The sequence below is a fragment of the Leucobacter aridicollis genome (assembly GCF_024399335.1).
GTDB lineage: Bacteria > Actinomycetota > Actinomycetes > Actinomycetales > Microbacteriaceae > Leucobacter > Leucobacter aridicollis_A.
In genome coordinates this window covers 3,074,809-3,098,455 of record NZ_CP075339.1, presented here as the reverse complement: position 1 = coordinate 3,098,455, position 23,647 = coordinate 3,074,809, and the positions used below count along the sequence as shown (strand labels likewise).

Below are 23,647 nucleotides of genomic sequence, written 5' to 3'. Positions count from 1 at the left end.
AGAGTCTACTGGCTGATACCTGTGTTCAGACGTAGGACAGCTACCATGGTACGCGGCCAGTTTTCGATTTCATGAGCAGGATTGAGGTGTTATGACGTTTTCGGCAAACCTCACGGGAGTCACGCTACCCGCGCTCGGCTCTGATGTTCGTTCGGTTGACATCTTCTTTGGTGAGGAACGCGTCTGGTCCATCGATCTCAGCGAGGGTCGGCGCCCGCGCGGGGACGAGCACGAGTGGCCGCAGCCGCTGCTTCCATACCTCGTTGGGAGCACGCGCGTTCGTCTTGCGAAGTCCGGCAGTGAGTTAGAGCTTGGCGCCGTAGATGTCAGCTTCACCGACGATCAAGTGCATACTCGAGTTACCGATGCAGACGGGATCCCGTTGGCGCTCAATAAGTGGGGCAGGCTCGGTAAGACCTTAGAAGCCGGCAACGTTGGCGTGCAGGAACGGATCCTTGACCGTACGGCAGAGGTCATCGCCAACCTCGCCCACATGGGCCTACGCCCTTTCGTTGTCGGCGGCACGCTGCTGGGAGGCGTGCGCGACGGGGCACTGCTGCCCCACGACGATGACGCTGACGTCGCATATCTTTCAACGCACACGAATCCCGTCGACGTTGCCGCCGAAGGGTTCGCCATCGGGCATCGGCTTGAAGCGCTGGGGTACGAACTGGTCCGCCACAGCGCGACGCATATGCAACTGTACTTCCGCGGACCTGAAGGTCAGCTTGATCACTACGTTGACGTCTTCGCAGCCTTCTTTACTGACGACGGGTGTATTAACCAGCCGTTCCATGTACGCGGCAAGATGCGTGAAGACCAGATGCTGCCGTTTGGAACAACGACAATTCAAGGTCGCGAATACCCTGCACCCGCAGACCCGGAAGCGTGGCTTGTCCTCAATTACGACGAGAACTGGCGTACCCCGATCCCTGGGTACCGGCTGCATACGCCCCGACCGACGATCCGCCGCTTTCAAAACTGGTTCGGATCTTTCCACTACACCCGAGACTTTTGGAACGAGCACTATCAGACGGGCGGGCTAGAAGCCGATGAGCGGTGGCAAGCGGGCAGAGCCTGGTTGCTCGAACAACACGACAAGCTTCGTTCACGCTGGGTGATCGATCTCGGGGCAGGAGCTGGGGCGCTGAGCGCAGATCTGTACGGCGAAGACACCAATCGTACGGTGATCGCTGCTGACTACTCGCCCGCGGCCTTGGAACTTGTCGCCGGCCGCGGTGCGGCTGGAGTGGAGCCAACTCACGTCAACCTGTACCGCAACAGGTCGCTGACACTGCCGCGTACCGTAGGGATCACCGGGGCGTTTGACCTCGTCGCGAACCACCTCATTGAGGGCCTCGGGCCTCACGGGATGCCGCAAGCCTTTCGTTTCGTGAGGATGGCCCTCCGCTCAGGTGGCGTAGCCCTCGCTACGCTCTACGGCGCACGCGACCTCAGCGGTCCACAGCATGAGCCAACCAGCTGGGCAATTGAACCAGGCTGGCTGCGCGATCGAGCTGCGGAGTTCGGGCTTCGAGCTGAGATTGTGGCACTGCAAGCTCAGGGCACGGAACTGGCACGTGCACCCTATGGCGTTCGGTTCTCGTATGACAAATCACTGAAAAAGGAGTCCTCGTGAAGCAACAAATCAAGCGGGTGCTGAACGTATTCTCCGCACACCGGCGTCTTGCTGCCCGCATCGATGAACTCGAACGTGAACTCGATGAGTACCGTCGCGACAGCCTCAGAGTCGCCGAGATTCTCGATCTCATCGAGGAACACCTCACGCCGGGCGCGGGAACCGCTCAGTCCGCAGACTGAGCTACGGTCAAACAAAATAGGAAGGCCAGTCGTGGCGGAATCATTTTCAGAGCAGCCAACGAACACGCGACCCGTGCCCGTCGTCACTAACCGGAGTGCTCCAGGCGAGCTTGGTCAGGTCGCCGCGGTGGTGGTGACGTACAACCGGATCGAGAAGCTACCCAAGACGCTTGCTGCGGTGCTCGCGCAAAGCCATGCTTGCGAGTGGGTTGTTGTCGTGAACAATAACTCAACGGACGGAACCAGAGAGTACCTCGATAGCCTCGACGAGCCAAAACTCAAAGTCCTTCACCTTGACGAGAACCTCGGCGGTGCCGGCGGTTTCGAATACGGCATGGCGCACGGGTACAACCTTGGCGCTGACTACGTCTGGATCATGGACGATGACTGCTATCCGGAGGCCGAAGCGCTTGAGGTACTGCTGCGTCAGCGACACAAGTCGTCGCAGGCGCTCAGATACGAGGTCCCGTTTGCGTGTTCACTCGTGAAGTTCATTGACGGCTCACTCTGCGAGATGAACAACCCAATTACGACCTGGGATTGGCCCCGAGCGTATCTCATGGGTGTGAACTCGTTGTTGGTGACCGAGTGCACATTCGTCTCGGTGCTCGTACCCCGGTGGGCGATCGAAGAACAGGGTCTCCCGCTGGGGGAGTACTTCATCTGGTTCGATGACAAGGAATACACGAAGCGCTTGGAGCGGCACTACGGTGCCGGAATCATCGCCCTCGACAGCGTCGTCGTGCACGACATGGGGGTCAATGCAGGCGTGAACTACCGCCAGGTTGACGAGTCAAATGTGTGGAAGTTCGAGAAGGGCACCCGCAACCAGGCTTCATACAGGCTTCGGAATGAGGGTCGGCTTTCGTATCTGCTGTACTACCGTCGCGTCATTACCGAAATGCGTGAGGGAGAGGTAGCTACTGGCGTCAAGAAACGGATAAAGGCTGCGCTCAACAACGCGCGCTCGTTTAACCCTCAGCCTCGATTCCCTGACAACCCGATCTACCAGTAAGACAGGGCACCCCGAGCGTTCGCTGCCAGTGCGAGCCCCCAGGCTGAGCGCTACGGCTGGCGGCTACTGCGAGCAGCCGGTGATTTCGAAGAGCACGGCGTCGCCCTCACGGTCGACCTCCGTGAGGATGCTGCTGTCTTCGACGCCGCTGATGCCCGCAAAGGGCTCAGCACGAGGAGTGCCCGGGAACACGTAGCGTTCACCAAAGTCAAGGACGAACTCCACATTAAGATCTGCGGCGAGTTCGCAGACTCGGGCCCCACCGTCTGCGAGATTGGAAGTCAGCTCCGCAACCTCGGGGGTCAACAAGCCTCCCGTATGCGCGACTAGAACCTCTCGGTCACTAATCGCGTAAGCAAGCGAGCCGCCGTTCCACGGGTTCGCCGCGAGTACGGTGTCGGCCGGCACATGCTCATCCAAACGCTTGAGCAATGTCTCCTCGTCTTCAGAGAGGAGGATGGGGTTGCCGACGGGATCGTAACGTGAACTCACAGCCTGGACTGCGGCGTAGATCCCGGAGCCCTGAGTAGCCGCGAGGGCTAGCAGTACTGCTGCGCCGGCGGCGGCGGCCCGGCCGGTGGCAGGATCCCTGCCGAGCAGGGCGCGCCAACGCAGCCATCCGACATGGATGAGGGCGGCGAGCGTGGAGAGCCCGAGGACGGCAAGGGGAATTGCGGCGAGCGGCAGGATCGCTGCAAGCCGCCAGGCATCGTTGTACCACAGGCCAATGAGTGCGGTTCGCAAAGCACTCGCGGGAAGGCCGTTGGCTACGCCAAACAACAGCAACAGCGCGGCGTAACTGATAATAAGCCACCGGTGACGCCGTTGGCCGATGGCGATAATGGCGCCAATTACAACGAGCGCCGTAAGCACCCAGGCGTGCCCTTCGAGACGCGGGCTCGAGCCGAATGCGTCCCAAACGGCCGCTGGGAAACTCTTGGTGCCCTCCCACCCGTTATCGGAAGTTGTGGCGCGCAGCCAGAGGAAGCCGATCGCGCCACATAATGCCAATAGGCCCAGCGCGATGGCCACTCTTGTCCCAAGCTGCTCTTGGCCAGGACGTCGCCAACCACGATACGCGGAAACGAACACAGCTGGGAGACTGACGACTACGAGCGCGAAGAACGCGTTGGGGTGGGCTGTTGAGGCTGCTCCGAGCGCTCCGAGAAAGAGAACAATCCGCGTGCCATTGCTCGCGGCAAATGAAGTCCTCGCCGGTCCGAGATTCAGCAGAGCGAGGAGAGCGACGAAGGCGAACGGGATGAGCGCGGTCGCGAGGAGGTTGGGATAGAGCACCCCGTATCGCACGAGGAGAAGCGGAAACGACGGAAATGCCGCTGCGAGTATTCCCGACACGAGTGTTACACGCATGGATGGCCCCGCGACGGCACGCCCGAGGGCGACGGCGCCGATAGGCCACACGACGCAGGCAACTGTGAACACCGCTGCGTTTGTGGCGAGCGGGATCGAGGCACCAGATAGTTGCACGATGAGCGCGACGAAGCCATGCCAAGGAGTTGGGTAGTACACCGCAGCATCCGGCGAAGTGGCCAACGTCATATCAAACGGCGAAGCGGAGCCTGTGTCGAGGATGAAGCGGACAGCGTTGAGATGGAAGATCGCGTCGTAGGACTGTGAAACGTGGCTTGGCCCCTTGATTCCGAGCACGAGTGACACAGCGATTGCTGCCCCGCCGATGGCTGCCGCCGCTGACACAGGCCAGAACCGGGCCGCCCGGCTTGGCGGCTCGTTCTGAGAACCGAGCCAGCGACGCGCAATGAGCAGCAACAGTGCGAGCCCGACACCGGAAGCACAGACTGTCACGGGGGTCCACGTGAGGCCCGCGAGCGGGAGCGCGATGCTCGCAACGGAGATCACCGCGAACGCAGCCGGGATTGTGAGTAATGCGAGTGTGAACCCCCGGGCCCCGAGAGCAAGGGCCGCGGGGAGCCCAAGGGTCGCGACCAGCGCGAGCGAGCAGGTCAGCGGAAACAGCAGGGCGAGCCACTCGGTCACGGGCGGGGTGTGCCTTCCGGCTCAGTGAGACGAGCCTCCATGAGTGCGACGGCTCGAGCGAGCTCAGTGACGCGAGCGTCGCTCCTTGCTTTCGCCCGAATCGTGAGAACTGCGAAGACGAGACCCGCAACCACAAAGAGGTATAACAGGAGATCGGTGCCGCGTCCGATTCCAAAGAAATTCGCAACAGCGGAGAGCAACTGGGGGAATAGGATCGCTAGAATCGCGGCGGCGACGAACAGAAGCGCGATGAGACGCTTGACCGCCAGTGACTTTTCGCCCGGCAAACTCCGGACTGCAAACACGGTAATGATTATGACAAGGGCAATGAGGAGCGCTTGGAAAAGCATGTCGCCTACCGAATCAGAAGGTCAACGAGAATGTTGACGGAGTTAAGTAAGGATTGGCCCTTGGCCTTGGAGTAGTCCGTGTACAGGACTTCAACGGGCTGCTCGACGAACGGGAGCCCAGTCCGCCCGAGCTGAACGACAATCTCGGTACCGTGTGCCATGCGGTCTTGCCGTAGCTTGATTTGCCGTAGTGCATCTTCTCGAATGACCCGCAAGCCGTTGTGGGCGTCAGTGAGTTTTGTTCGGGTCGTGACGTTTGTGACCCACACCGCGGTCTTAAGGACAATCTTCTTGAGGACACCTGGATTAGTTCTGTCATCCAAAAACCGGGAGCCGAAGACAATCGCAACGTCCTCTGTTCTCGCGCGCTCAACCATGGCGACGGCGTCTTCGGCGCGATGCTGGCCGTCAGCGTCGAACGTGACAACGAATCGCGCGTCCCGTTCAAGAGCGAAGTCGAACCCGGTTTGGAGCGCGGCACCCTGACCAAGGTTGATGGGGTGCGAAACAAGGCGCGCCCCGGCACCCGCTGCAATGACTCCGGAACCATCGGTGGAGCCGTCGTCGACACACACGACATTCGGGAATGTGGGCAGCAAGCCCTCAACCACCTCCGCGATGACCGCAGCTTCGTTGTAAAGCGGGATAACGACCCAGACATCTGTGTCGTCATGAGCGCGCGCTGGGCTGCCCGAGGCACCTGGGTTCATGCCTCTATTCTTGCAGATAGGGAGGTTCTTCGTATCGTGAGCAACACATGGCTTGTTTCAACCTACGGTTGAAGATTAGGGTGGGGTGATGCGCAGGGGAGAAACCGTGAATTCGTCAGCCCGAAACGCCATACTCGCACTCGTGGCGATGGTCGCGCTGCTCCTGCCCAACGCCTCCGCCGCGCCGGCTGAGGCCGCGCCAGTGACAGGTTTCGAAGCTGGCAACATTATCTCAGACACGCTGTTTTATGACGGTAACGCGATGACAGCTGCGCAGGTGCAAACGTTTCTGAATAAACGGGTACCGGAGTGTTGGCTTGGCCGACCTGGGTACGAGGTCGGCAAACAGGTCATGTGGGGCGGCCCAACGACGCTCGCGTCCAAGTGTACGAAGGACTACGTCGCGAAGACACAGACCCGCGCCTCGAACGCGTACTGCGCCGCGTACGCTGGCGGAGGCAACGAGACCGTGGCGCAGATCATTGCGAAGGTCGGCAAAGCCTGTGGGGTCAGTCAGCAAGCGCTGCTGGTAATGCTTGAGAAAGAGCAGGGCCTCATCACTGATCCTTGGCCGAACAACGCGCAATACTCCAGTGCTATGGGATATGCCTGCCCCGATAGTGGGCCGGGGGGCACCGCAAACTGCGACCCAAAGAAGGGTGGCTTCTTCGAGCAGGTGTACGGTGCCGCGTGGCAGCTGAAGGTCTACGAGGCTTTCCCGAACAACTACAACTACAAGCCATATGCGACTAGTTTCATTCGATGGGACACCGAAGTGTCGTGCGGAGGCAAAGACGTATACCTCGAGAACCGTGCGACCGCAGCGCTGTACATCTACACGCCCTATCAGCCGAACAAGGCTTCGCTCGACGCCGGTTGGGGCGAGGGCGACGAGTGTTCGAGCTATGGCAATCGCAACTTTTTCAATCTGTTCAAGGCATGGTTCGGTACTCCCAACGGCCAGTTCGAGGCGACCGGAAAGATTCTCGACTATTGGACTGTGCACCAGCAGTGGCTCGGGAAGCCGACCGCAAACGCGGTGACCTCGAATGCAAACGGCGGTGGCAGGAGCCAACAGTTTGCGGGAGGGATCGTCTTTGAACCGCGCGCATCTGGCGCAAAGGTCTCAGGGATGACCAAGGCGAGCCCAATCCTCGCTGCCTTCAACAAGGCCGGCGGCGTTTCCGGGTCTTGGGGCTGGCCGCTCGAGGCTGCGGCGAACCAGGGGACGTCCGGCAATAACGTGATGCGGTTCCAGTCTGGTTCGGTCGTAGAGTCCAAAGCTTCGGGAGTGTTCCTTATCCCAACGGTACTTGTTGCCGCCTGGAACAGCTCGGGCGGCTTCTCTGGAAGCTGGGGCTATCCCACGGCCGCCGCAAAGCCCGTAGGTGGGGCAAACTACCAGGCGTTCCAGAAGGGGACCGTTGGGCTCGGTGGTGACGGCAAGACTTTCCTCGTTGCGCACCCATTCGGGCCGCGCTGGATCGAAGAGGGGGGCGTTGGGCATGCGCTCGGTGCACCGACGGGCAAGGTCACGAGTATCTCGGCAAACGGGGGCGGTAAGCGCCTTGACTTCCAGCGCGGATCGATGTTCTCCTCGTCCCACGGCGTTGCGTCGCTTAGGGCGGGGGCGTTAGGTGATGAGTATCTTCGCCTCGGGGGTCCGGCAAGCGCGTGGGGCTGGCCGAACGGGAGGTACATCTGCAACGCCGCCGGAACCGAATGCAGCATGAGTTTTAGCTCGGGTGTCGGGGTCTGGACGAACGCGCGCGGCGTCGTATTCACCGAGGGAAGTGCACCCGCGTCACCGGGAACGAAACCCGGCGCTGGCGAATCGGTAGTAGGGGGCACGGTATGACATCGAAGAAGTTCAGCCGTGCCGCCCTTGGCGTGGTCGTGCTCGCAGGGCTCCTCGGAACGGCGATCGGCGGTCCGGCCGGCGATGCCCCCGCGCAAGCGATGACCAACGCGGCCCCTGAAGTGCCGTCGGATCCGAAGCTCCCGGCAGAGTCAGGGGAACCAAACGATGGTCTCGACCCCAACCTGCCCGCCCCGGGCGACGAAGATCTGACAGGCCCCGAAACCGATGTAGAGGTTGACGGTGAAGCCGCGGACCCGGAACTCAGCGAGCCGCTCCCTGACGACGAGGTTGGCACGGCTGACGTGCCAACTGCTGACGCACCCCAGCTGTTGCGTGCCGCGCCGCTCGCGGCGACCCCGTTCACAGAGACGCGCAACACTCGCCTCTCGGGCGCGAACCGGTACGCCACAGCAGCAGCGGTATCGCGCCACGCCTATCCGAAGACCGCCGACACGGTGATTCTCGTCAACGGCATGGATTTTCCTGACTCGTTGGCGGCTGGCGCGCTCTCGGCCAGACTGGGGGCGCCGATGCTGCTCACGGACCATGCACATTTGCCACAGGAGACCCTTGCCGAGCTGAAGCGCTTGCGGCCCAAGGAAGTCATCGTCGTCGGCGGTGACGGTGTCGTGTCCGCCGCGGTCTTCAACCAGGCCCGCAATCTTGCTGGAAGCGCAGTGAGGCTTGGGGGCACAGACCGCTACACGACGGCAGTCGCCGTGTCTAAGCACGGCTGGCGGACGTCGAAGGATGTCTTCGTTGCCACCGGAACGGATTTCGCTGACGCGCTCGCCGCAGCCGCTGCGGCTGGCAAGCTGAGGGTGCCGGTGCTGCTCGTCCCCGGAAACGCGGCGTCGGCACCCGCGAGCGTGATCGCTGAACTGAAACGGTTGGGTGCCACTTCGATGCGAATCGCCGGCGGCACGGGGGCGGTAAGCACCGCGATGCAACGGTCACTTGCCGGCTCTGGGTCGGTCACCCGCTATGCCGGAATCGACCGGTACGACACCGCGGCGAAGATTGCTCGAGGTGTTTACGCGCCCGGGGTGTCATCGACGTATTGGGCGAACGGATTGGGCTTTGCTGACGCGCTCGCGGGGGCTGCTGCTGCCGGCGCGAGGGGGAGCGTACTCTTGCTCACCCGCGCGGACTGTGTGCCGACCATAAGCTACGCCGCGAACGATGCCGTTGCCCCGGCGGACACCTACCTGCTCGGAGGGCCAGGGGTGCTGGCAGACACGGTGCGCAACGGCAATGAGTGTATGACGAAGCCGAGCGGTGTCTCGGCCGCCGACTGGGAGCTTGTCGAACGTATGTACGCGAAGATCAACGCGTCGAGGTACTCCGAAAAGTTGGGGGCGCTCCGTGTCGCGGACAGTTACCGTGGCGCTCCAGCTCAGTCCTGGGCTGGTCAGCTCGGTACAGGTCCGGCCAAGCAGCAGCCCGGTCTCTGGGCCAAGCAGCCATGGGTGCGCTACCAGACTACAGCGGTAGTGAGCGGCTCCGGTAACCGGGCCGACCGGGCGCTCGCACTCATGCAGACGACTGGGGCGGGCACCCGCTGGCTCACCCTGCCGAACGGCGGCGCTCGAGGCTACGTGAGTATCGGGATGAAGACTACCGGCGGCAAAACCGCAGCGGTCGTGTTTCTTGGTGCTGGGCTGAACAAGTAGCTGCCGAGGCCCCGCATGGCCGTGAGTGAGCTTCATACTGCGGTATTCGGCGACTGTCGAGGGGCCGCCGCGCTATCCTGGTTGGAGGGACGGTGGACGCCGTTCATGCTTTGAAAGGTGACTCATGACTTTGGAGTTCATTCCCGCGGCCAAACCACTGATTGGTGATGAAGAGCGCGAAGCCGTCGACCGCGTGCTGCGGTCCGGGATGATCGCCCAGGGCCCCGAAGTTGTCGCTTTCGAACGCGAGTTTGCTGACCACTTCGTCTCAGGGCGAGAAACGGTTGCCGTGAATTCTGGTACCAGTGGCCAACACCTGGGCCTGCTCGCCGCCGGAGTAGGACCCGGTGACGAAGTCATCGTGCCCTCGTTCACGTTCGCTGCGACGGGTAACTCTGTCGCGTTGTCGGGGGCTACCCCGGTGTTCGTCGACATTGAGCCCACGTACTTCACGCTGGATCCCGCCGCTGTGCGCGCCGCGATCACGCCGCGGACTAAAGGCATCATGCCCGTGCACCTCTATGGGCACCCCTTCCTTGTTGACGAAATCGAAGCCATCGCGAACGAGCACGGCATCGCGATCTTCGAGGATGCCGCGCAGGCCCACGGAGCCAGCTGGAAGGGCCGTCCGGTGGGTACCATCGGCGACTTTGCAATGTTCAGCCTCTACCCGACCAAGAACATGACATCGGGTGAGGGTGGCATGGTGAGCTGCGCAACTGGCGAGATTGCGCGCAACGTCCGAGTGCTCCGGAACCAGGGCATGGAGAAGCAATATGAGAACGAGGCCATCGGCTTCAACGCTCGAATGACTGACATTCATGCGGCGATCGGCCGGGTCCAGCTCACCAAAGTTGATGCGTGGACGGCGCAGCGCCAGCGTAACGCTGCCTTGCTCGACGCTGGGCTCGCTGAAATCTCTGGGGTGACGACGCCGACGGTCGCTCCGGGAGCTGTTCACGTGTACCACCAGTACACGATCCGCGTTGACGCTGGAGAACGTGATCGGTTGCACACCGCGCTGAAAGACGAGTACTCGATTGGGAGCGGCGTTTACTACCCGATCCCGAATCACCGACTGCCATCGCTCGCGCAGTTTGCCCCGGGACTCGACCTCCCCGAAACCGAGCGTGCGGCACGCGAGGTGTTGTCGCTGCCGGTGCACCCTTCGTTGGCCGAAGCCGACATTGCACGAATTGTCGACGCCGTATCCACTCTGATCGGCGGCTGACTACTGGGTATGGGCACTGCCAGAGCCTCGGTGTGGGGACGCTTGCGGAACTGGCTCGTTCTCGCTCGGCTGCGGCAGCGTGGAGTCGGTTTTCCTGACGTCGCGCCGCCCGATTCCGCGCGGTCACGAGTGTTCATCGGCCCGGCGAACAGCGCCGGTCAGGCGTACCGGTGGGCCAGGGCGCTTGAGGAAGCCCACCCCGAATTCACGGTCACGAGCGCGCAGTTCGGGACAACGAACCCGTTCGCGTTTCCTGTGGACATGCACACCCACCTTGGCTACGCGGCGGCCTCGCTTACCTGGCAGCAACGCCAGCTCGCGGCGCTTGGTGGATATCGCGCAGTGCTTATCGAGTCGAACCGGAGCGTGTTAGCTGGCAGCGGCAGCAACACCGTACCTGCGGAAGTCGAACGCCTGACAGCGCAGGGAGTGCAGGTCGGCCTGGTGTTCCACGGCAGCGACATCCGAGACCCGGCAGCGCACATGCGCACGGAACCGGATTCGTTTTTCGCTGTCGACTCCGACCTCACCGCTGCACTCGTTGAAACCACGGCTCGGAGCCGGCGTACCCTCGCACGTACGAACTGTCGGGTTTTTGTCTCGACGGTCGACCTGCTCAGCGATATCCCCAACGCGACCTGGCTGCCAGTGGTGATCTCGCCCGAGGTTTGGGCCACGACGACGCCTCCGCTCGCTCACGGTGGGGTCCCTCGCGTCGTGCATGTCCCGTCGAGTTCAGTCATTAAGGGGACCGACCTCATCGAGCCGAAGCTGCGGGCGCTGCATGAGCAAGGCATCATCGACTTCGTCAGTGTGCGTGGGGTCTCCCACGAGGCCATGGTCGACCTCTACCGCGGCGCCGATGTCGTGCTCGACCAATTCCGTGGCGGGCCATACGGGGTCGCTGCGTGCGAGGCAATGGCGGCGGGACGAATCCTCATCTCGCACGTGCCGGACCGTCACCGGCTGCTGGAACTCACCGGGGCGGAGCTGCCGATCATTGAGGCTACCCATGAGACGCTGGTGACAGTGTTGGGGCAGACGTTGAGTGACCCGGTGGAGGCCCAGCGCGTCGCCGCCTTAGGGCCGGACTACGTCCGGCGGATTCACGACGGCAGCTGGAGTGGGCGAGTGCTCGCCGACTGGCTTGATGAAGGGAAAACGGCATGAAGAACCTAGTAGGGACACTGGTGCAGCTGTTCCGGTTCCTGCCGAAGGGCGCCGGGCGCTACTACGTCTGGTATTCGATCGCGACGGGGTTACTTGCCGTCCTGGATACGGCGGCGCTTGGGCTCATCGTGTTGATCATTACGCCGCTTGCGAGTGCGCAACCGATCAAGCTTCCCTTCTACGGTGAGGTGCCCGAAAGCGCCACTGTGTGGATCGTCGCGCTTGTGTGCGTGCTATTCATCCTGAAGGGCGTGTTCGCCGTGACGCTGCACTGGTTCGCGACGAGGCGATTCGCCCGCTATGAACTCGAGGTTGGTGACGCGTTGTTTCGCGGGTACACCCGGTCGAGTTGGGAGAAGCGCTCGGAACTCAGTACCGCCGAGGTCACCCGAATCGTCGATAGCTCGATGGCGAATACCACGATGGGTTTCATCCTGCCGCTGTCACTTGTCCCCGGAAATGCGCTGACGTTTATCTCGGTGCTCGTGGTTCTCGTGCTTGCCCAGCCCGTTACCGCACTCGTGGCGTTCGTGTACCTCGGTACGATCTCCTTCCTCATGCTCGTAGTCGTGACTCGAAAATCGCAGCAGGCAGGCAGAGTGAACCGTGATTCGGCGTACCGCGTGGCAACGATCATGACGGAGATGGTCGACGCGCTCAAGGAAGTGGTTCTGCGCGACAAGCTTGATGAGGTTGGCCGCGTGATCTCGAAGAATCGACGCATCGCTACCCGGGCGCGTGCAAACGTGTCATTCCTGAGCGTCGTGCCAAAATACGGGTTCGAAGCTGCCCTCATCGGAGGATTTGTCGTGGTGGGGGTGAGCGCGTACCTCACGGGCGGTGTGTCTGGCGCGGTTGTCGCGATCTCGCTGTTCGCGGCCACCGGCTTCCGTATGATTCCGGCGATGAACGCGGTGCAGTCGAGCTTCACGACGGCGTCAGCAAACTTGCCCTATGCCCGAGACGTCATCCGCGAACTCACGGCGATTGAAGACCCGCGCATCCGTACCGAGGAGCGCGAGGACCGCGAGTTGCTGCCCGCAGCTCCCGGGGAGCTTTGCTTCTCGAACGTGTCGTTTCGCTACCCGGGAGGGGAACAGGACGCGCTGCGCGGGATTAGTCTGCGGATCCCGTTCGGATCGTCGCTCGCAATTGTCGGCCCGTCAGGGTCAGGGAAATCTACGCTCATTGACTTGATGCTCGGCCTCAGTAGCCCGACATCCGGCGAGATTGCCATCGACACCGTTGACCTCGACACGGTCATGTTGCAGTGGCGCCGTCGCGTGGGCTATGTCCCGCAGCGCGTCGCGCTATTCGATGCCTCGATCGCGCAGAATGTGGCGCTGACCTGGGAGATGGACTATGACGAGGACCGAGTCGTTGCCGCGCTTCACCGGGCCAACCTCGAGGGGCTCGTGACTCGGGGTGACGGGATCCGTGAGCGAATCGGCGAGCGCGGCGCCGCGATCTCTGGCGGCCAACAACAGCGCCTAGGGATTGCCCGCGCGCTGTACGCTGACCCATTTGTAATGGTCATGGACGAAGCCACGAGCTCGCTCGACACTGCGACCGAGAACCGCATTACCGAGTCGATGCGCGAGCTCCACGGTGCCGTCACATTCATCACTGTCGCGCACCGCCTCGCGACGATCAGAGACTACGACCAGGTTTGCTACATTCATGACGGCGAGATGCTCGCTGTCGGCACGTTCGATGAGGTCGTTGCGCGCGTGCCAGAGTTCAAAGTTCAAGCACAACTCGCAGGATTGATTGCAGAATGACTCAGCGGACACTACTTATTCTCAGCTTCACGGACATAGCAGCAGACGCACGAGTGAAGAAGCAGGCATTGTTGTTTGCCGACGAATACCGTGTCGTCACGTGCGGTTACGGCGAGGCTGTTCGCGACGATATCGAGCACATCCAGTTGAGCACCGGCGTTGCTGCGGCAGCTGGGGCGCGGCGCTACCTTGAGCCATTTTGGGTTCGCAGCCACGCGTATCGGCTCGCCTTTCACTCAGACCTCCGAGCCCAGCACGCCATCGCAGCCCTCGCCGGGAGGCAGTTCGACGCGGTGGTTGCAAATGAACTCGAAACGCTTTCCGTCGCCTACGCGGTCAGCGACCCGGGGCGGGTGCTGCTCGACCTCCACGAGTACTACCCTGGCCTCCGCGACGACTTACCTGTATGGGTGCGGGTGCGGAAGCCCTACCAGCAGTGGCTGCTGCGCAACCGCGCCTCGCGTGCCGGTGCGGTGACCACCGTGTCAGGCACGATTGCAGAACGATACGAGGCGGAATTTGGGCTGTCCTGCGGTGTGGTGTGGAACGCGGCCCCGCTGCGGCCAGAACTCACGACACAGCCGGCACACACCCCAATCCGGCTCGTGCACTCGGGGGTCGCCGCCGAGAATCGGCGCCCCGAAGTAATGATGCGCGCAGCTGCACGCACGCGCGCGAACGTCACCCTCGATATGTATCTCACGCAGCAGCACAGTGAGTTCGGTCAGAAGCTCCTCGCGCTTGCAACCGAGCTCGGCCCGCGGGTCACTATCCACCCACCCGTGCCCAACGCAGAACTCGTCGAAACGCTGAATGCGTATGACGTCGGTGTGCATATTTTGGCCCCGACAAATACGAACAATGAGCTTGCGCTTCCGAATAAGTTCTTTGATTTTGTGCAGGCACGCCTCGGCATGATCATCGGGCCCACCGCTGACATGGCGAAGCTGCTGCGCAGCTACGACCTCGGCGCGGTGGCAGATGGCTTCGACGAGGCCGCTGTTACCGCGGTGTTCGACGGGCTCGACGAGGCTGATATAAAGCGTTGGAAGGCGAACGCGGCAGAAGCCGCTGCAGAGTTGAGCGCAGATCAGCAACACGGGGTGTGGCTGCGTGCAGTCGAGGGAATCCTTGTCTAACTCGGAGTCACTGCCACGGCTGTATCCACGGGTCGCGAGATACACTCTGAGGGTGAACACAGCGCGTATGGTGGTGGGTCCTTCTTCGACCAGGAAGGCATGTCACGCTGATCGGCTGGCCCGCGCGTCCTTCCGACGCGAAGGGGAGCAGTGGTAGCCCACATGCGCATCACAATTACGAGCAGGATTTTCGATCCCGAGCCGAGCGCAGCCACGTACCGGTTGCGCGCTTTGGCCTCTGGGTTCGTCGAAGGCGGCCACGACGTTACCGTGCTCACGGTGAGCCCCGGCGCCGCGGCGGACGCAAACGATGTGGCCCGTCCGTACAGCGTGTCTAGGTTCCCCGTGCTCCGAGATAGTAGCGGATATGTTCGTGGCTACCTGCAATACCTAAGCTTTGATGTGCCTCTGTTCTTCCGAATTCTGTTCGGGCGACGTGCGGACATGATCATAACGGAACCGCCCCCTACTACGGGGGTCTTTGTTCGGCTCGCCGCCGCGTTGCGCCGGACGCCGTACGCGTACTATGCGGCTGATGTGTGGTCTGACGCTGCCCAACAGACGGGGGCGTCGAAGCTTGTCATCACCGCTGTGCGGCTAATGGAGAAGTTCGCGCTCAACGGGGCGGCGCTGGTGCTCTCGGTGTCGGCCGGGGTGACAGAACGCATCGCGGAGCTTGGCGTTCGTTCATCGGTCACGACGGTCGGCAACGGCGTGGACGCGGAGTTGCTCAGCGCTTCGCTCACAGCCGCCCCCGACTTCACGGGCGCGTCGCGGCCAACGTTTATCTATGCGGGGACAGCATCCGAGCTTCACGGGGCCGCCGTGTTTATCGAGGCACTGCCGGCAGTGTTGCGAGCGCACCCCTCCACGAAGCTCGAATTTGTGGGTGGCGGGATCGAGCAGGAAAACCTGCAGCGCCTCGCAGAACGGCTTGGCGTTGCAGGGTCGGTATCGTTCGAAGCGACGGTGACCGCCCCCGAACTCGCGCCGCGCATACAGACGGCGACGGCAGCACTCGCGAGTGTACGACCGGGTGAAGGGTACGATTTTGCCTTCCCGACGAAGCTCTATACCGCGGCGGTGTGTGGCGCTCCGATGGTGTATGCGGGTGTCGGCCCCGGCGTCGAGTTTGTCGCTTCGGAGGTCTGCGGCGCCGCGATCGGTACGACAGCAGCCTACGATCCTGTCGCGGTCGCGGAAGCGATGATCGCCGCGGCCGACGCACCGGTGTTGCCCGAACGCAGGCGTGCTGTCACTAAGTGGGCGGCCCGTGAGGTATCGCTGCGTGGTGTTGCTTCGCGGGCCGTGGCAGCGATCGAGCGAGTGAGGTAATTAGGGAGACGAACATGCCGAGTAACGATGTCGCGCGGACCGCGCCCCCCCGAGATTTCGGTCGTGCTGCCCGCGCATAACGAGCAAGACGGAATAGCGTACTTCCATGCAGAGGTACTCGTGCCAGCATTGGAGACACAGCTCGACGCTCCCTTCGAAGTGGTGTACGTAAATGACGGCAGCACCGACGCCACGCTCGAACTCCTGACTGAGATCGCGGACGCTGACAGTCGGGTTCGAGTAATCAATCTGTCACGCAATTTCGGCAAGGAGGTCGCCGTTACCGCGGGTATTGCACAATCCCGCGGGGGAGCGACAGTGATCATGGACGCGGACGGGCAGCACCCGCCGGCGCTCATTGGCGAGTTTGTTGCGCGGTGGCGCGCCGGAGCGCAGGTCGTAGTCGGGGTGCGCCAAAGCAACCAGCGCGAGGGCATGATGAAGCGCATCGGATCCCGGTCTTTTTACCGCCTCCTTAACGCGATTTCCGAGATGCAGACCGTGCCGAGGTCCACGGACTATCGGCTCATCGACAGCGACGTGCGCCGCGAGTTCCTTCGGTTTACGGAACGGAACCGAATCACCCGGGGGCTCATCGACTGGCTCGGCTTTCGGCGGGCGTACGTCGAGTTCGACGCCCCAGCGCGGATCGCAGGCGATGCGAGTTACACGGTCGGCAAGCTTTTCGGCCTCGCGGTCAACAGCTTCACTACGATGAGCCTGCGGCCACTATTCTTCTTTGGTTATGTCGGTGTTGCGTGCACGCTGCTCGCGCTGCTCGCCGGAGTCTTTATCGGGGTCGAGCAGTTCTTGCTTGGCGACCCGCTGCATCTGCGCTTCAGCGGTGCGGCGCTACTCGGTATCTTCGTGACATTCATGGTCGGGATTGTGCTTACTGCCCAGGGCATGATGGCGGTGTACCTCGCGCATATCCACGCCCAAGCGCAGAACCGGCCCCTGTACGTCGTTGACCGTGTTGGGTCGCGGGGCTTGGGGCCGATGGAGGACACTCTGTGATCGGCAGGCTCCGGTCGCTGCTAGAACGGTCGACGGCACTGAGGTACGTGTTAGTTGGGGGTATCGGCTATCTCTTTGAAATGACCGTACTGTTCGTGGCTGCGGTGCTGCTGTCACAGGGCGCAGCGACGTCGGTGACGGTGAGCTACTGGCTCGGGCTCGCGTTTAGCTTCGTGCTGCAAAAACTGCTGGCGTTTGGAAACCGTGAGCGCAGCAGCGGCGTTCTCGGCGCGCAGGCAGGGTTCTACCTTCTGCTGGTGTTCCTGAACTACGGGTTCACTCTCGTTGTCGCTGCCTGGGCTGCGCCCGCCATTGGGGTGTTCTGGTCCCGGACGATCGCGCTTGCAATCACCACCATCTGGAACTTCTTCCTCTACCGTACGGTCATCTTCGGAACTGCGTCTGACCGGGTAGGGGCTGCTGTCGCGCGTAGGTTTGGAACGGCCGCCGCTGTGCTCCGAGCAGACCGTGGCGCTGCGGTACTCGGCGTCCTCTCTGTGGGGTTTGCGACGGTGTTTATGCTGCTTTCCTTGTCTGCGACATTCGTAGCCGATGACTACTCCTACCTCGCCAGCATCCGCAATACCGGTAATGCACTGCAGTACATCGGCGAACACTACAGCGGACACAACGGGAGGATATCGCAGAACACGCTCGTCACGGTCGGCTTCCTGCTGTTCGGCGAGCGCGTGCTGCAGGTATTTCCCTTCCTGTTCTTCGTGTCTCTGTCGGTCGCACTCGCATGGGTTCTCGCATTGCTGCTGCCCCTCGCCCGCAGAATCGTGACGCTGAGTGTCGCGCTCGGCAGCGTGCTCACCGCGGTGGCGTTCCTCGCGCTGCCCAGTCTCTTTGACAGCTACCTGTGGCTCACTTCGAGCACCGTCTACCTTGGGGGGCTCGTCGCATTCCTGGTGAGCCTTGGCCTCACGATCACGCTGGCGCGGCGGGAACGCAGAGGGCCGCTTGTGCTTGGTGGCTATGCGCTCGTGTTGGCGGCCGGGCAGGCTTTCAGCGAACCGGTTGCGCTGCTGGCGATAGCGGCTGCAGGGCTCTGGCTCGTGTGGGAGTTCATCCGACGCGATTGGTCGCGCCTGCGGCTGAGCTTGCTCGCCTGCATCGCTCTAATCGGCGGATTTCTTGTCGTGTTCCTGTCGCCCGGGACGATGGCGCGTCGCGCCGCGGTGGACAACGAGGTCGGCCTGCGCGCGGTACTGTTCGGCCCCTTCGAACACTATGAAACGCTCACAGCGCAGCTGACCTGGTGGATCCTGCTGCTCGTGCTCGTGGCCGGGGTCATCACCGCAATGAACTTGTCGGAGCCGAGCTCCGTACGGCGGTTCGCGCTGCGCGGGCTCGCGCTTGCCGCCGCCATATTCTGTGGGAGCACGTATGGAGTGTTCGCTGTGAGCGCTGTGGCCTCGCCCATTGTGCCGTTGCGCAACTTCACCGTCCCGGGATTCGGGGTGGTCATCAGCGCCTACATCGTCGCGGTGGTGGCAGCTACTGTGCTGCGGAGTGCAACCCGCGGCGCGAGGCTCAGCGTCGTCGCGGTTGCCGGCAGTGTGGTTGCGGTGTGCGTCGCCGCTCCGTTTGCGTTCGCAACCGCAAACGTGCAGCTTCAGGGCCTCGCATTGCGCGAATCAATGCTCGCGGAGCGGGCGGCGCAGCTCGACTCTGTAAGCGTCGCCACGGCAAGTATCTCGGTGCTGGCGGCCCCGGTGCTGGTAGTGAGTCAGGCAGTCGAAGTGGAGAACCCGCCGAGGAAGCAGACCGATTGGCTACTCAACAGCTTCCGGGCATGGCACGGGGTCGACCAGGGGACCCGCGTCGTTCCCGTGCACACACCTCCCGGCTACTGCCTGCCTGACTTCGTGATCGTGAAACCTGAATTCGTTTGTGGCGCTGGCAGTTAGCCTGCAGTAGAGACTTCGCTACAGGTACCAGCAGCGGTATTTCAACGACCCCTCGAGCACCCCAATGTTGGTGCCGAGACCCGCGAGTGCTTGGGTGCGGCGGTGTTCGTTGGTTCCGGCGAGGGCCAACCTGAGCAAACACCAGGGAATCATCGGGATCGCGAGGAACCTGCTCCGCCGGGGCATCCCAAGACTGCGGTATTTCGCGTAGAGCTGGGCGCGGCTGCGGCCCCAGCCACGGCGCTGCGCCAACACCTCCGAACCGGTCGGGCGAGAGTAATAGTTGAATCTCGCGTCCGGAGCGAAGGAGATCCCGTAGCCCGCAAGCTGGGCACGCCAGAAGAAATCGACATCCTCGGCAGCACCGGCGAAGGACTCGTCGAGCCCGTCAAGCTCGTCGAACACGTGTCTGGCGAACCCTGCTTGACCGCCGCCGAGCGTGAGATACCCGGGCCACGATGCGTCACTGAGCTGCGAGATTTCCTCGAGCGTTTCGCCGTTCTCAGCAGTTCGCACAATGGTGCAGCCGACGATCTTGGCGCCCGCGCGAAACTCCGCAGCGAAGCCCTCAGCCCACCCGGGCTGAACCTCATCGTCGGCCCCGCACAGCATGACGAACGGTTGCGTGCTCGCCCGAACGCCATCGTTCTGGGCGAAGACGGGGCCCTGGCCACGATCTGAGTGGTGGTATTTTACGCGTGGATCTCGCGCGGCGTAGCTGGCTACGACGTCTTTGGTGCCGTCGGTGGACATGTTGTCAGCCACGATGATCTCGCGAACAACCTTGGGGTCCTGGCGCAGCAGCGCGTCGAGCTGCCGTGGCAGCGTCTGCTCACCGTTGTAGCACGGGATAACGACGCTGCAGTGGGGTAGGGCTGGGGCCGCAACGTCAGGCCTCGGCGCAGCGGCGGGAGCGTTGGTGGTGATACCTGTGTCGGCCGACCCCCTGGGCAGCGAGGCGAGCTCGCGCGCAAAAGCCGTGTAATTGGTTTCGCTCGACCACTCGGATTGCCAGTGTGTGAGGCTCGCGCTGACGTAGTCAGCGAATCTCTCTGGCGGGCTGCTCAGCAAAGTCTCGAGGCGGTCGGCGACAATGCGCGCACTGGGCCGTGCAGGGAGGAGCCCGTCGAACATGCCCGCGTCAGCGTCGATGAGCTCCGCGCTCCCTCCGACGTCTGTGGCGATGACCGGGAGCCCCTGGGCGAGCGCCTCCATGATAGACACGGGCACGCCCTCGGTCTCCGATACATTGACGAACACGGTCGCCGGCTGCGCGCCATAGCGAGCGCGCAGTTCGGAGTTTGTCAGGGCGCCTGCGAACTCGAAGCTTCCAGGGGCGAGTTGTTCAGTCGCGAGGTCATGCAGCGCTGCCATCGCCTCGGCTGGGCCGCCCCCGAAATGCACCCAGCGGGCCTGTGGAAAGGACTGCTGCGCGAGCGCCAGCGCGTCGACGAACAGATCGAGACGTTTGAGTGGGCGAACCCAGGAGCAGGTGATGACCAGCTGGGCAGCTTGCTGGGGGTTGCCCGGGTTGTGGGCGGCAGCGACTCCGAGACGGCGCGGGGAGATACGGTTCCTTGCTGATGGGAAGCGCCGTCGCAGGTAGTCGGCGCCGTTACGCGACACCGGGTAGATTCGTGCCATCGCTGCGGCGATCCTGGCGCGCTGGGGGAGGAACCCGCTCCGATGAGCCTCGGTGTAGATGTCGCCGCCGTGGCCGCGGGTGACGAGAGGGATCTTTGGACGTCTGATGAGGCCGCGCAGTTCGACCGCGGTCCGCGCCTGCGTGTGCATCCAATAGCTGTAGATGACGGCGTCCTGCGAACGAAGAAAGCCCTCCGGAAGTAGTTGCGCGAGTTCACTGGCCAAGAGCGAGCTGAGAAGGTCGAACTGCAGATTTGCCCAGGTTCGTGAGGGGCGCAGCCCGCCATCCGCGACAGCGCGGGACAGCGAGCGCAGAGCGCGCCACGGGTGCCGAACTGCGAACCGGATGGCGTCTGCAGCATCAGAGCCGCTCCGGTGCCCCGGAGGGATCCGGAGAACCCCGACGTTCGCGGGCAGATCGCGTGTCTGGGTCATCCCTGAACGGTAAGAGAGGGGGGCGATGAGGACCTCCGAGAACTCCGCAGCCAGGCGGCCGATCTCACCCTCAATGAACTCTTCGCCAGATTCGAACGGGAAGAAACTGGTGATGAGTAGCAGCGTTGGCCCAGCGGGCGCGGAAGTCGTGTCAACCATCGTGGTTCAACGATACCGAGAGCCGGTGCATCCGAGTACCTCTTCTGTGTGAGCCAGTCGTGGTAGGCCAAGCGGGCTCGGGAAGCTCAGCCTGTGGAGCGGTACACTCGCACTGTGAAGATTCTCAGCGTAGTGGGTGCGCGACCGCAGTTCGTCAAGCTCGCCCCGGTCAACGAAGCGATTCGGGCCGCAGGGCACGAGCACATCATCGTCCACACCGGGCAGCACTACGATCCGATGCTGTCCGACGTCTTTTTCCGGGACCTTGGTATTCCCGACCCCGACGTCCATCTGGGGGTCGGCTCGGGCAGCCACGGCGTGCAGACCGGGGCGATGCTCGCGAAGATGGATGACGTCCTCACCGAAGCCGCCCCAGACTGCGTGCTCGTTTATGGCGACACGAACTCGACTTTGGCCGCTGCGCTCAGCGCGGCGAAGCTGCATCTCCCGGTTGCGCATCTCGAAGCGGGGCTGCGGTCCTTCAACAGGGCGATGCCTGAAGAGCACAACCGGGTCTTGACTGACCACGTTGCGGATCTCTGCCTCGCCCCCACCGAGGGAGCGATGGCTCACCTAGCAGCCGAAGGTCTCGCGTCGCGCTCAACGCTCGTGGGAGACGTGATGACCGATGTGCTGCTCCGTGTCCGCGACACGGTGACTAAAACGCCGCCCGAGGTCGATATTCTCGTTGGCCGCGAGCCTGGTTCCTACTACGTCGCGACGATCCACCGTGCTGAAAACACCGACGACCCCAGCCGACTGAGCGAGATTGTTGCGGCGCTAGCCCACGTCGACAAGCCCGTGTTGCTGCTGGCACACCCTCGGGTGCAGGCGCGGGCGGCGAAGCACGGAATCGAGCTCACCACCGGAACACTCACCGCCTACGGTTCTCTAGGATACCCAGAGCTCATCGCCGCGGCGCTCGGGAGCGCGGGAATCATCACCGACTCGGGCGGCCTTCAAAAGGAAGCTTTCCTACTGCGGGTGCCCTGTACGACTGTGCGCACAGAGACCGAATGGGTGGAGACCGTTGACCTCGGTTGGAACGTGCTAGCGAACTCCGCGGAGGAAATTCGTGCCGGTGTGAGTAGGCAGCGCCCCGCGCCCTCTGAGGCTACTCCGTATGGGGCGGGCGATGCTTCGCAACGCGCGGTGGCGACTCTCTTCGACCACTTCGGCAAATGAACGCCCCAGCTTTGCCAGCGAGGATCTTGTGCATCTCGCTGACTCCGATTGAGCGTGATGCCCGTGTGCTGCGCCAGATTTCGTTGCTCGCCGAACTTGGCGAGGTGACTTCGATCGGTTTCGGGGCGACGCCCGCCGGCGCGGCATATCACCTGCGGGTGCCGGACGGGCTTGCGACGCTCCCGCAAACACCCGCCGGTGTAGCAAAGCTTGCCCTGCGAGCGCACCGTGCGGCCGAATGTGGGGCGCCCGCAGCGCGGTGGGTGCTCGAAGTGGGGCGGGACTCGCTTGCAGCCCCTGCAACGGGCTGGGACCTGGTTGTCGCCAACGACGCGCGTGTGCTCGATCTCGCGTTTGCTCTCGCCGATGGGGCGCCCGTGTGGGCTGACATGCACGAGTGGGCGCCGGAGGAACGGACCCATATCGCCTCGTGGCGGCTGCTCGTTGCTCCGTTCATGGTGCACCTCTGCGACACTTATCTTCCCCGGGCTGCGCTCGTAACGACGGTCTCCGAGGGAATCGTTGAGTTGTACCGAGACAGGTTCGGTGTTGACGCTCAGCTCATGACGAATGCGGGCCCGTTCCGTGACATCGAGGCGCGTGACCACGAAGGCTCGGAAATTGTCAGGTGCGTTCACAGCGGTGCTGCCATCAGTGGGCGCGGGCTCGAGTCGATGATTCGGGCGTTCCTGGAACTGCCGGAGAGATTCACGCTCGACCTCTATTTGGTGTCCGCGGGTGACGGTGGGGAGCACCTGCGCCAGTTGCAAGCCCTCGCCGCCGGCGACCCCCGCATCACGTTCAACGATCCGGTTCGGCCGCATGAACTGCCCAACACCCTCGCCTCCTATGATCTCGGGGTGTTTTGGATTCCGCCGACCCATACGAATGCACGGCTCACCCTTCCGAACAAATTCTTCGACTACGTTCAAGCGCGCCTCGGGCTCGCCATCGGACCGAGCGAGGAGATGGTCCGAGAGCTGCAGGCATACCGGTTGGGCGTCGTCAGTGACACGTTCGAGGTCGCAGACCTCGTGCGGTCGATTGAGTCGATTGACAGCGCGCAGCTGGCTGAGTTTAAGCGTGCAGCGGAACGCGCGGCCCGCCCGTTGAGTTTCGAGGCGCAATCTGCGCCGGTCCGCGCGAGAGTGTCGGAGCTGCTTCACGGGTAGCAGGTCGCGTGGCGACTACA

General features: G+C 62.8%; 18 protein-coding genes. 14 read left to right on the top strand and 4 right to left on the bottom strand.

What is annotated here, in order from left to right:
- The first annotated feature begins 91 nt into the window (after nt 1-91).
- The 3 genes from KI794_RS13895 to KI794_RS13885 are packed head-to-tail and all read left to right on the top strand — an operon-like array spanning nt 92 to nt 2,836.
- Nucleotides 92-1,639 carry a class I SAM-dependent methyltransferase gene (locus tag KI794_RS13895; protein WP_255808439.1) on the top strand — a complete coding sequence of 516 codons (1,548 nt, stop codon included), beginning with the start codon at nt 92-94 and terminating at the stop codon, nt 1,637-1,639.
- Nucleotides 1,636-1,821: a DUF6752 domain-containing protein gene (locus tag KI794_RS13890; RefSeq protein ID WP_255808438.1), complete on the top strand. Its 186-nt coding sequence runs from the start codon at nt 1,636-1,638 to the stop codon at nt 1,819-1,821. The genes KI794_RS13895 and KI794_RS13890 overlap by 4 nt, the downstream gene beginning before the upstream one ends.
- A 31-nt stretch (nt 1,822-1,852) precedes the next feature.
- The gene (locus KI794_RS13885) at nt 1,853-2,836 is read left to right on the top strand and encodes a glycosyltransferase family 2 protein (RefSeq protein WP_255808437.1); all 984 of its coding nucleotides are present in this window, start codon (nt 1,853-1,855) and stop codon (nt 2,834-2,836) included.
- Between the two features lie 63 nt (nt 2,837-2,899).
- Here KI794_RS13885 and KI794_RS13880 read toward each other — a convergent pair whose 3' ends face one another.
- Genes KI794_RS13880 through KI794_RS13870 form a run of 3 tightly spaced genes read right to left on the bottom strand, consistent with a single transcriptional unit; the run spans nt 2,900 to nt 5,912 of the window.
- Nucleotides 2,900-4,852 (bottom strand): DUF6541 family protein, encoded by a 1,953-nt coding sequence (locus tag KI794_RS13880; RefSeq protein ID WP_119282787.1) that lies wholly within the window; start codon nt 4,850-4,852, stop codon nt 2,900-2,902.
- Complete coding sequence (locus KI794_RS13875; RefSeq protein ID WP_119282788.1) at nt 4,849-5,202, bottom strand: DUF2304 domain-containing protein; 354 nt, start codon at nt 5,200-5,202, stop codon at nt 4,849-4,851. Before KI794_RS13875 ends, KI794_RS13880 begins: the two co-directional genes overlap by 4 nt.
- A gap of 5 nt (nt 5,203-5,207) precedes the next feature.
- Nucleotides 5,208-5,912, bottom strand: a complete 705-nt coding sequence (locus KI794_RS13870) for a glycosyltransferase family 2 protein (protein WP_119282789.1) — start codon at nt 5,910-5,912, stop codon at nt 5,208-5,210.
- A gap of 106 nt (nt 5,913-6,018) precedes the next feature.
- On the opposite strand from KI794_RS13870, the gene KI794_RS13865 reads away from it, so the two are divergent.
- From KI794_RS13865 to KI794_RS13825, 9 genes are all read left to right on the top strand, one after another.
- Nucleotides 6,019-7,770, top strand: coding sequence for an LGFP repeat-containing protein (locus tag KI794_RS13865; protein ID WP_255808436.1), 1,752 nt, complete (start codon nt 6,019-6,021; stop codon nt 7,768-7,770).
- Nucleotides 7,767-9,446 (top strand): cell wall-binding repeat-containing protein, encoded by a 1,680-nt coding sequence (locus tag KI794_RS13860; protein ID WP_119282791.1) that lies wholly within the window; start codon nt 7,767-7,769, stop codon nt 9,444-9,446. The genes KI794_RS13865 and KI794_RS13860 overlap by 4 nt, the downstream gene beginning before the upstream one ends.
- A 124-nt stretch (nt 9,447-9,570) precedes the next feature.
- Nucleotides 9,571-10,677, top strand: coding sequence for a DegT/DnrJ/EryC1/StrS family aminotransferase (locus KI794_RS13855; RefSeq protein WP_119282792.1), 1,107 nt, complete (start codon nt 9,571-9,573; stop codon nt 10,675-10,677).
- A 9-nt stretch (nt 10,678-10,686) separates the two neighbouring features.
- The gene (locus tag KI794_RS13850; protein ID WP_162921145.1) at nt 10,687-11,847 is read left to right on the top strand and encodes a glycosyltransferase family 4 protein; all 1,161 of its coding nucleotides are present in this window, start codon (nt 10,687-10,689) and stop codon (nt 11,845-11,847) included.
- Nucleotides 11,844-13,628, top strand: a complete 1,785-nt coding sequence (locus KI794_RS13845; RefSeq protein WP_119282794.1) for an ABC transporter ATP-binding protein — start codon at nt 11,844-11,846, stop codon at nt 13,626-13,628. Before KI794_RS13850 ends, KI794_RS13845 begins: the two co-directional genes overlap by 4 nt.
- The gene (locus tag KI794_RS13840; protein ID WP_119282795.1) at nt 13,625-14,767 is read left to right on the top strand and encodes a glycosyltransferase family 1 protein; all 1,143 of its coding nucleotides are present in this window, start codon (nt 13,625-13,627) and stop codon (nt 14,765-14,767) included. Before KI794_RS13845 ends, KI794_RS13840 begins: the two co-directional genes overlap by 4 nt.
- A gap of 162 nt (nt 14,768-14,929) precedes the next feature.
- Nucleotides 14,930-16,102, top strand: coding sequence for a glycosyltransferase family 4 protein (locus KI794_RS13835; protein ID WP_255808435.1), 1,173 nt, complete (start codon nt 14,930-14,932; stop codon nt 16,100-16,102).
- Nucleotides 16,103-16,129: 27 nt separating this feature from the next.
- On the top strand, nt 16,130-17,119 hold the full coding sequence (locus KI794_RS13830) for a glycosyltransferase family 2 protein (protein WP_255808434.1): 990 nt from the start codon (nt 16,130-16,132) through the stop codon (nt 17,117-17,119).
- The gene (locus KI794_RS13825; protein WP_370647824.1) at nt 17,116-19,032 is read left to right on the top strand and encodes a DUF6056 family protein; all 1,917 of its coding nucleotides are present in this window, start codon (nt 17,116-17,118) and stop codon (nt 19,030-19,032) included. The genes KI794_RS13830 and KI794_RS13825 overlap by 4 nt, the downstream gene beginning before the upstream one ends.
- A gap of 18 nt (nt 19,033-19,050) precedes the next feature.
- Here KI794_RS13825 and KI794_RS13820 read toward each other — a convergent pair whose 3' ends face one another.
- A complete protein-coding gene (locus tag KI794_RS13820; protein WP_255808433.1) occupies nt 19,051-21,270 on the bottom strand; it encodes a glycosyltransferase in 2,220 nt (739 codons plus the stop codon).
- A 114-nt stretch (nt 21,271-21,384) separates the two neighbouring features.
- Here KI794_RS13820 and wecB point away from each other — a divergent pair, with 114 nt between their 5' ends.
- Nucleotides 21,385-22,455: a non-hydrolyzing UDP-N-acetylglucosamine 2-epimerase gene (gene wecB / locus KI794_RS13815; protein WP_119282874.1), complete on the top strand. Its 1,071-nt coding sequence runs from the start codon at nt 21,385-21,387 to the stop codon at nt 22,453-22,455.
- Nucleotides 22,452-23,627, top strand: coding sequence for a hypothetical protein (locus KI794_RS13810; RefSeq protein ID WP_255808432.1), 1,176 nt, complete (start codon nt 22,452-22,454; stop codon nt 23,625-23,627). Before wecB ends, KI794_RS13810 begins: the two co-directional genes overlap by 4 nt.
- The last annotated feature ends 20 nt before the right edge of the window (nt 23,628-23,647 follow it).

Coding starts and splice junctions, on each gene's coding strand:
- KI794_RS13895 (WP_255808439.1), top strand. CDS start 92: ATGACGTTTTCGGCAAACCTCACGGGAGTCACGCTACCCGCGCTCGGC.
- KI794_RS13875 (WP_119282788.1), bottom strand. CDS start 5,202: ATGCTTTTCCAAGCGCTCCTCATTGCCCTTGTCATAATCATTACCGTG.
- KI794_RS13870 (WP_119282789.1), bottom strand. CDS start 5,912: ATGAACCCAGGTGCCTCGGGCAGCCCAGCGCGCGCTCATGACGACACA.
- KI794_RS13860 (WP_119282791.1), top strand. CDS start 7,767: ATGACATCGAAGAAGTTCAGCCGTGCCGCCCTTGGCGTGGTCGTGCTC.
- KI794_RS13855 (WP_119282792.1), top strand. CDS start 9,571: ATGACTTTGGAGTTCATTCCCGCGGCCAAACCACTGATTGGTGATGAA.
- KI794_RS13850 (WP_162921145.1), top strand. CDS start 10,687: ATGGGCACTGCCAGAGCCTCGGTGTGGGGACGCTTGCGGAACTGGCTC.
- KI794_RS13845 (WP_119282794.1), top strand. CDS start 11,844: ATGAAGAACCTAGTAGGGACACTGGTGCAGCTGTTCCGGTTCCTGCCG.
- KI794_RS13840 (WP_119282795.1), top strand. CDS start 13,625: ATGACTCAGCGGACACTACTTATTCTCAGCTTCACGGACATAGCAGCA.
- KI794_RS13835 (WP_255808435.1), top strand. CDS start 14,930: ATGCGCATCACAATTACGAGCAGGATTTTCGATCCCGAGCCGAGCGCA.
- KI794_RS13830 (WP_255808434.1), top strand. CDS start 16,130: ATGTCGCGCGGACCGCGCCCCCCCGAGATTTCGGTCGTGCTGCCCGCG.
- KI794_RS13820 (WP_255808433.1), bottom strand. CDS start 21,270: ATGGTTGACACGACTTCCGCGCCCGCTGGGCCAACGCTGCTACTCATC.
- KI794_RS13810 (WP_255808432.1), top strand. CDS start 22,452: ATGAACGCCCCAGCTTTGCCAGCGAGGATCTTGTGCATCTCGCTGACT.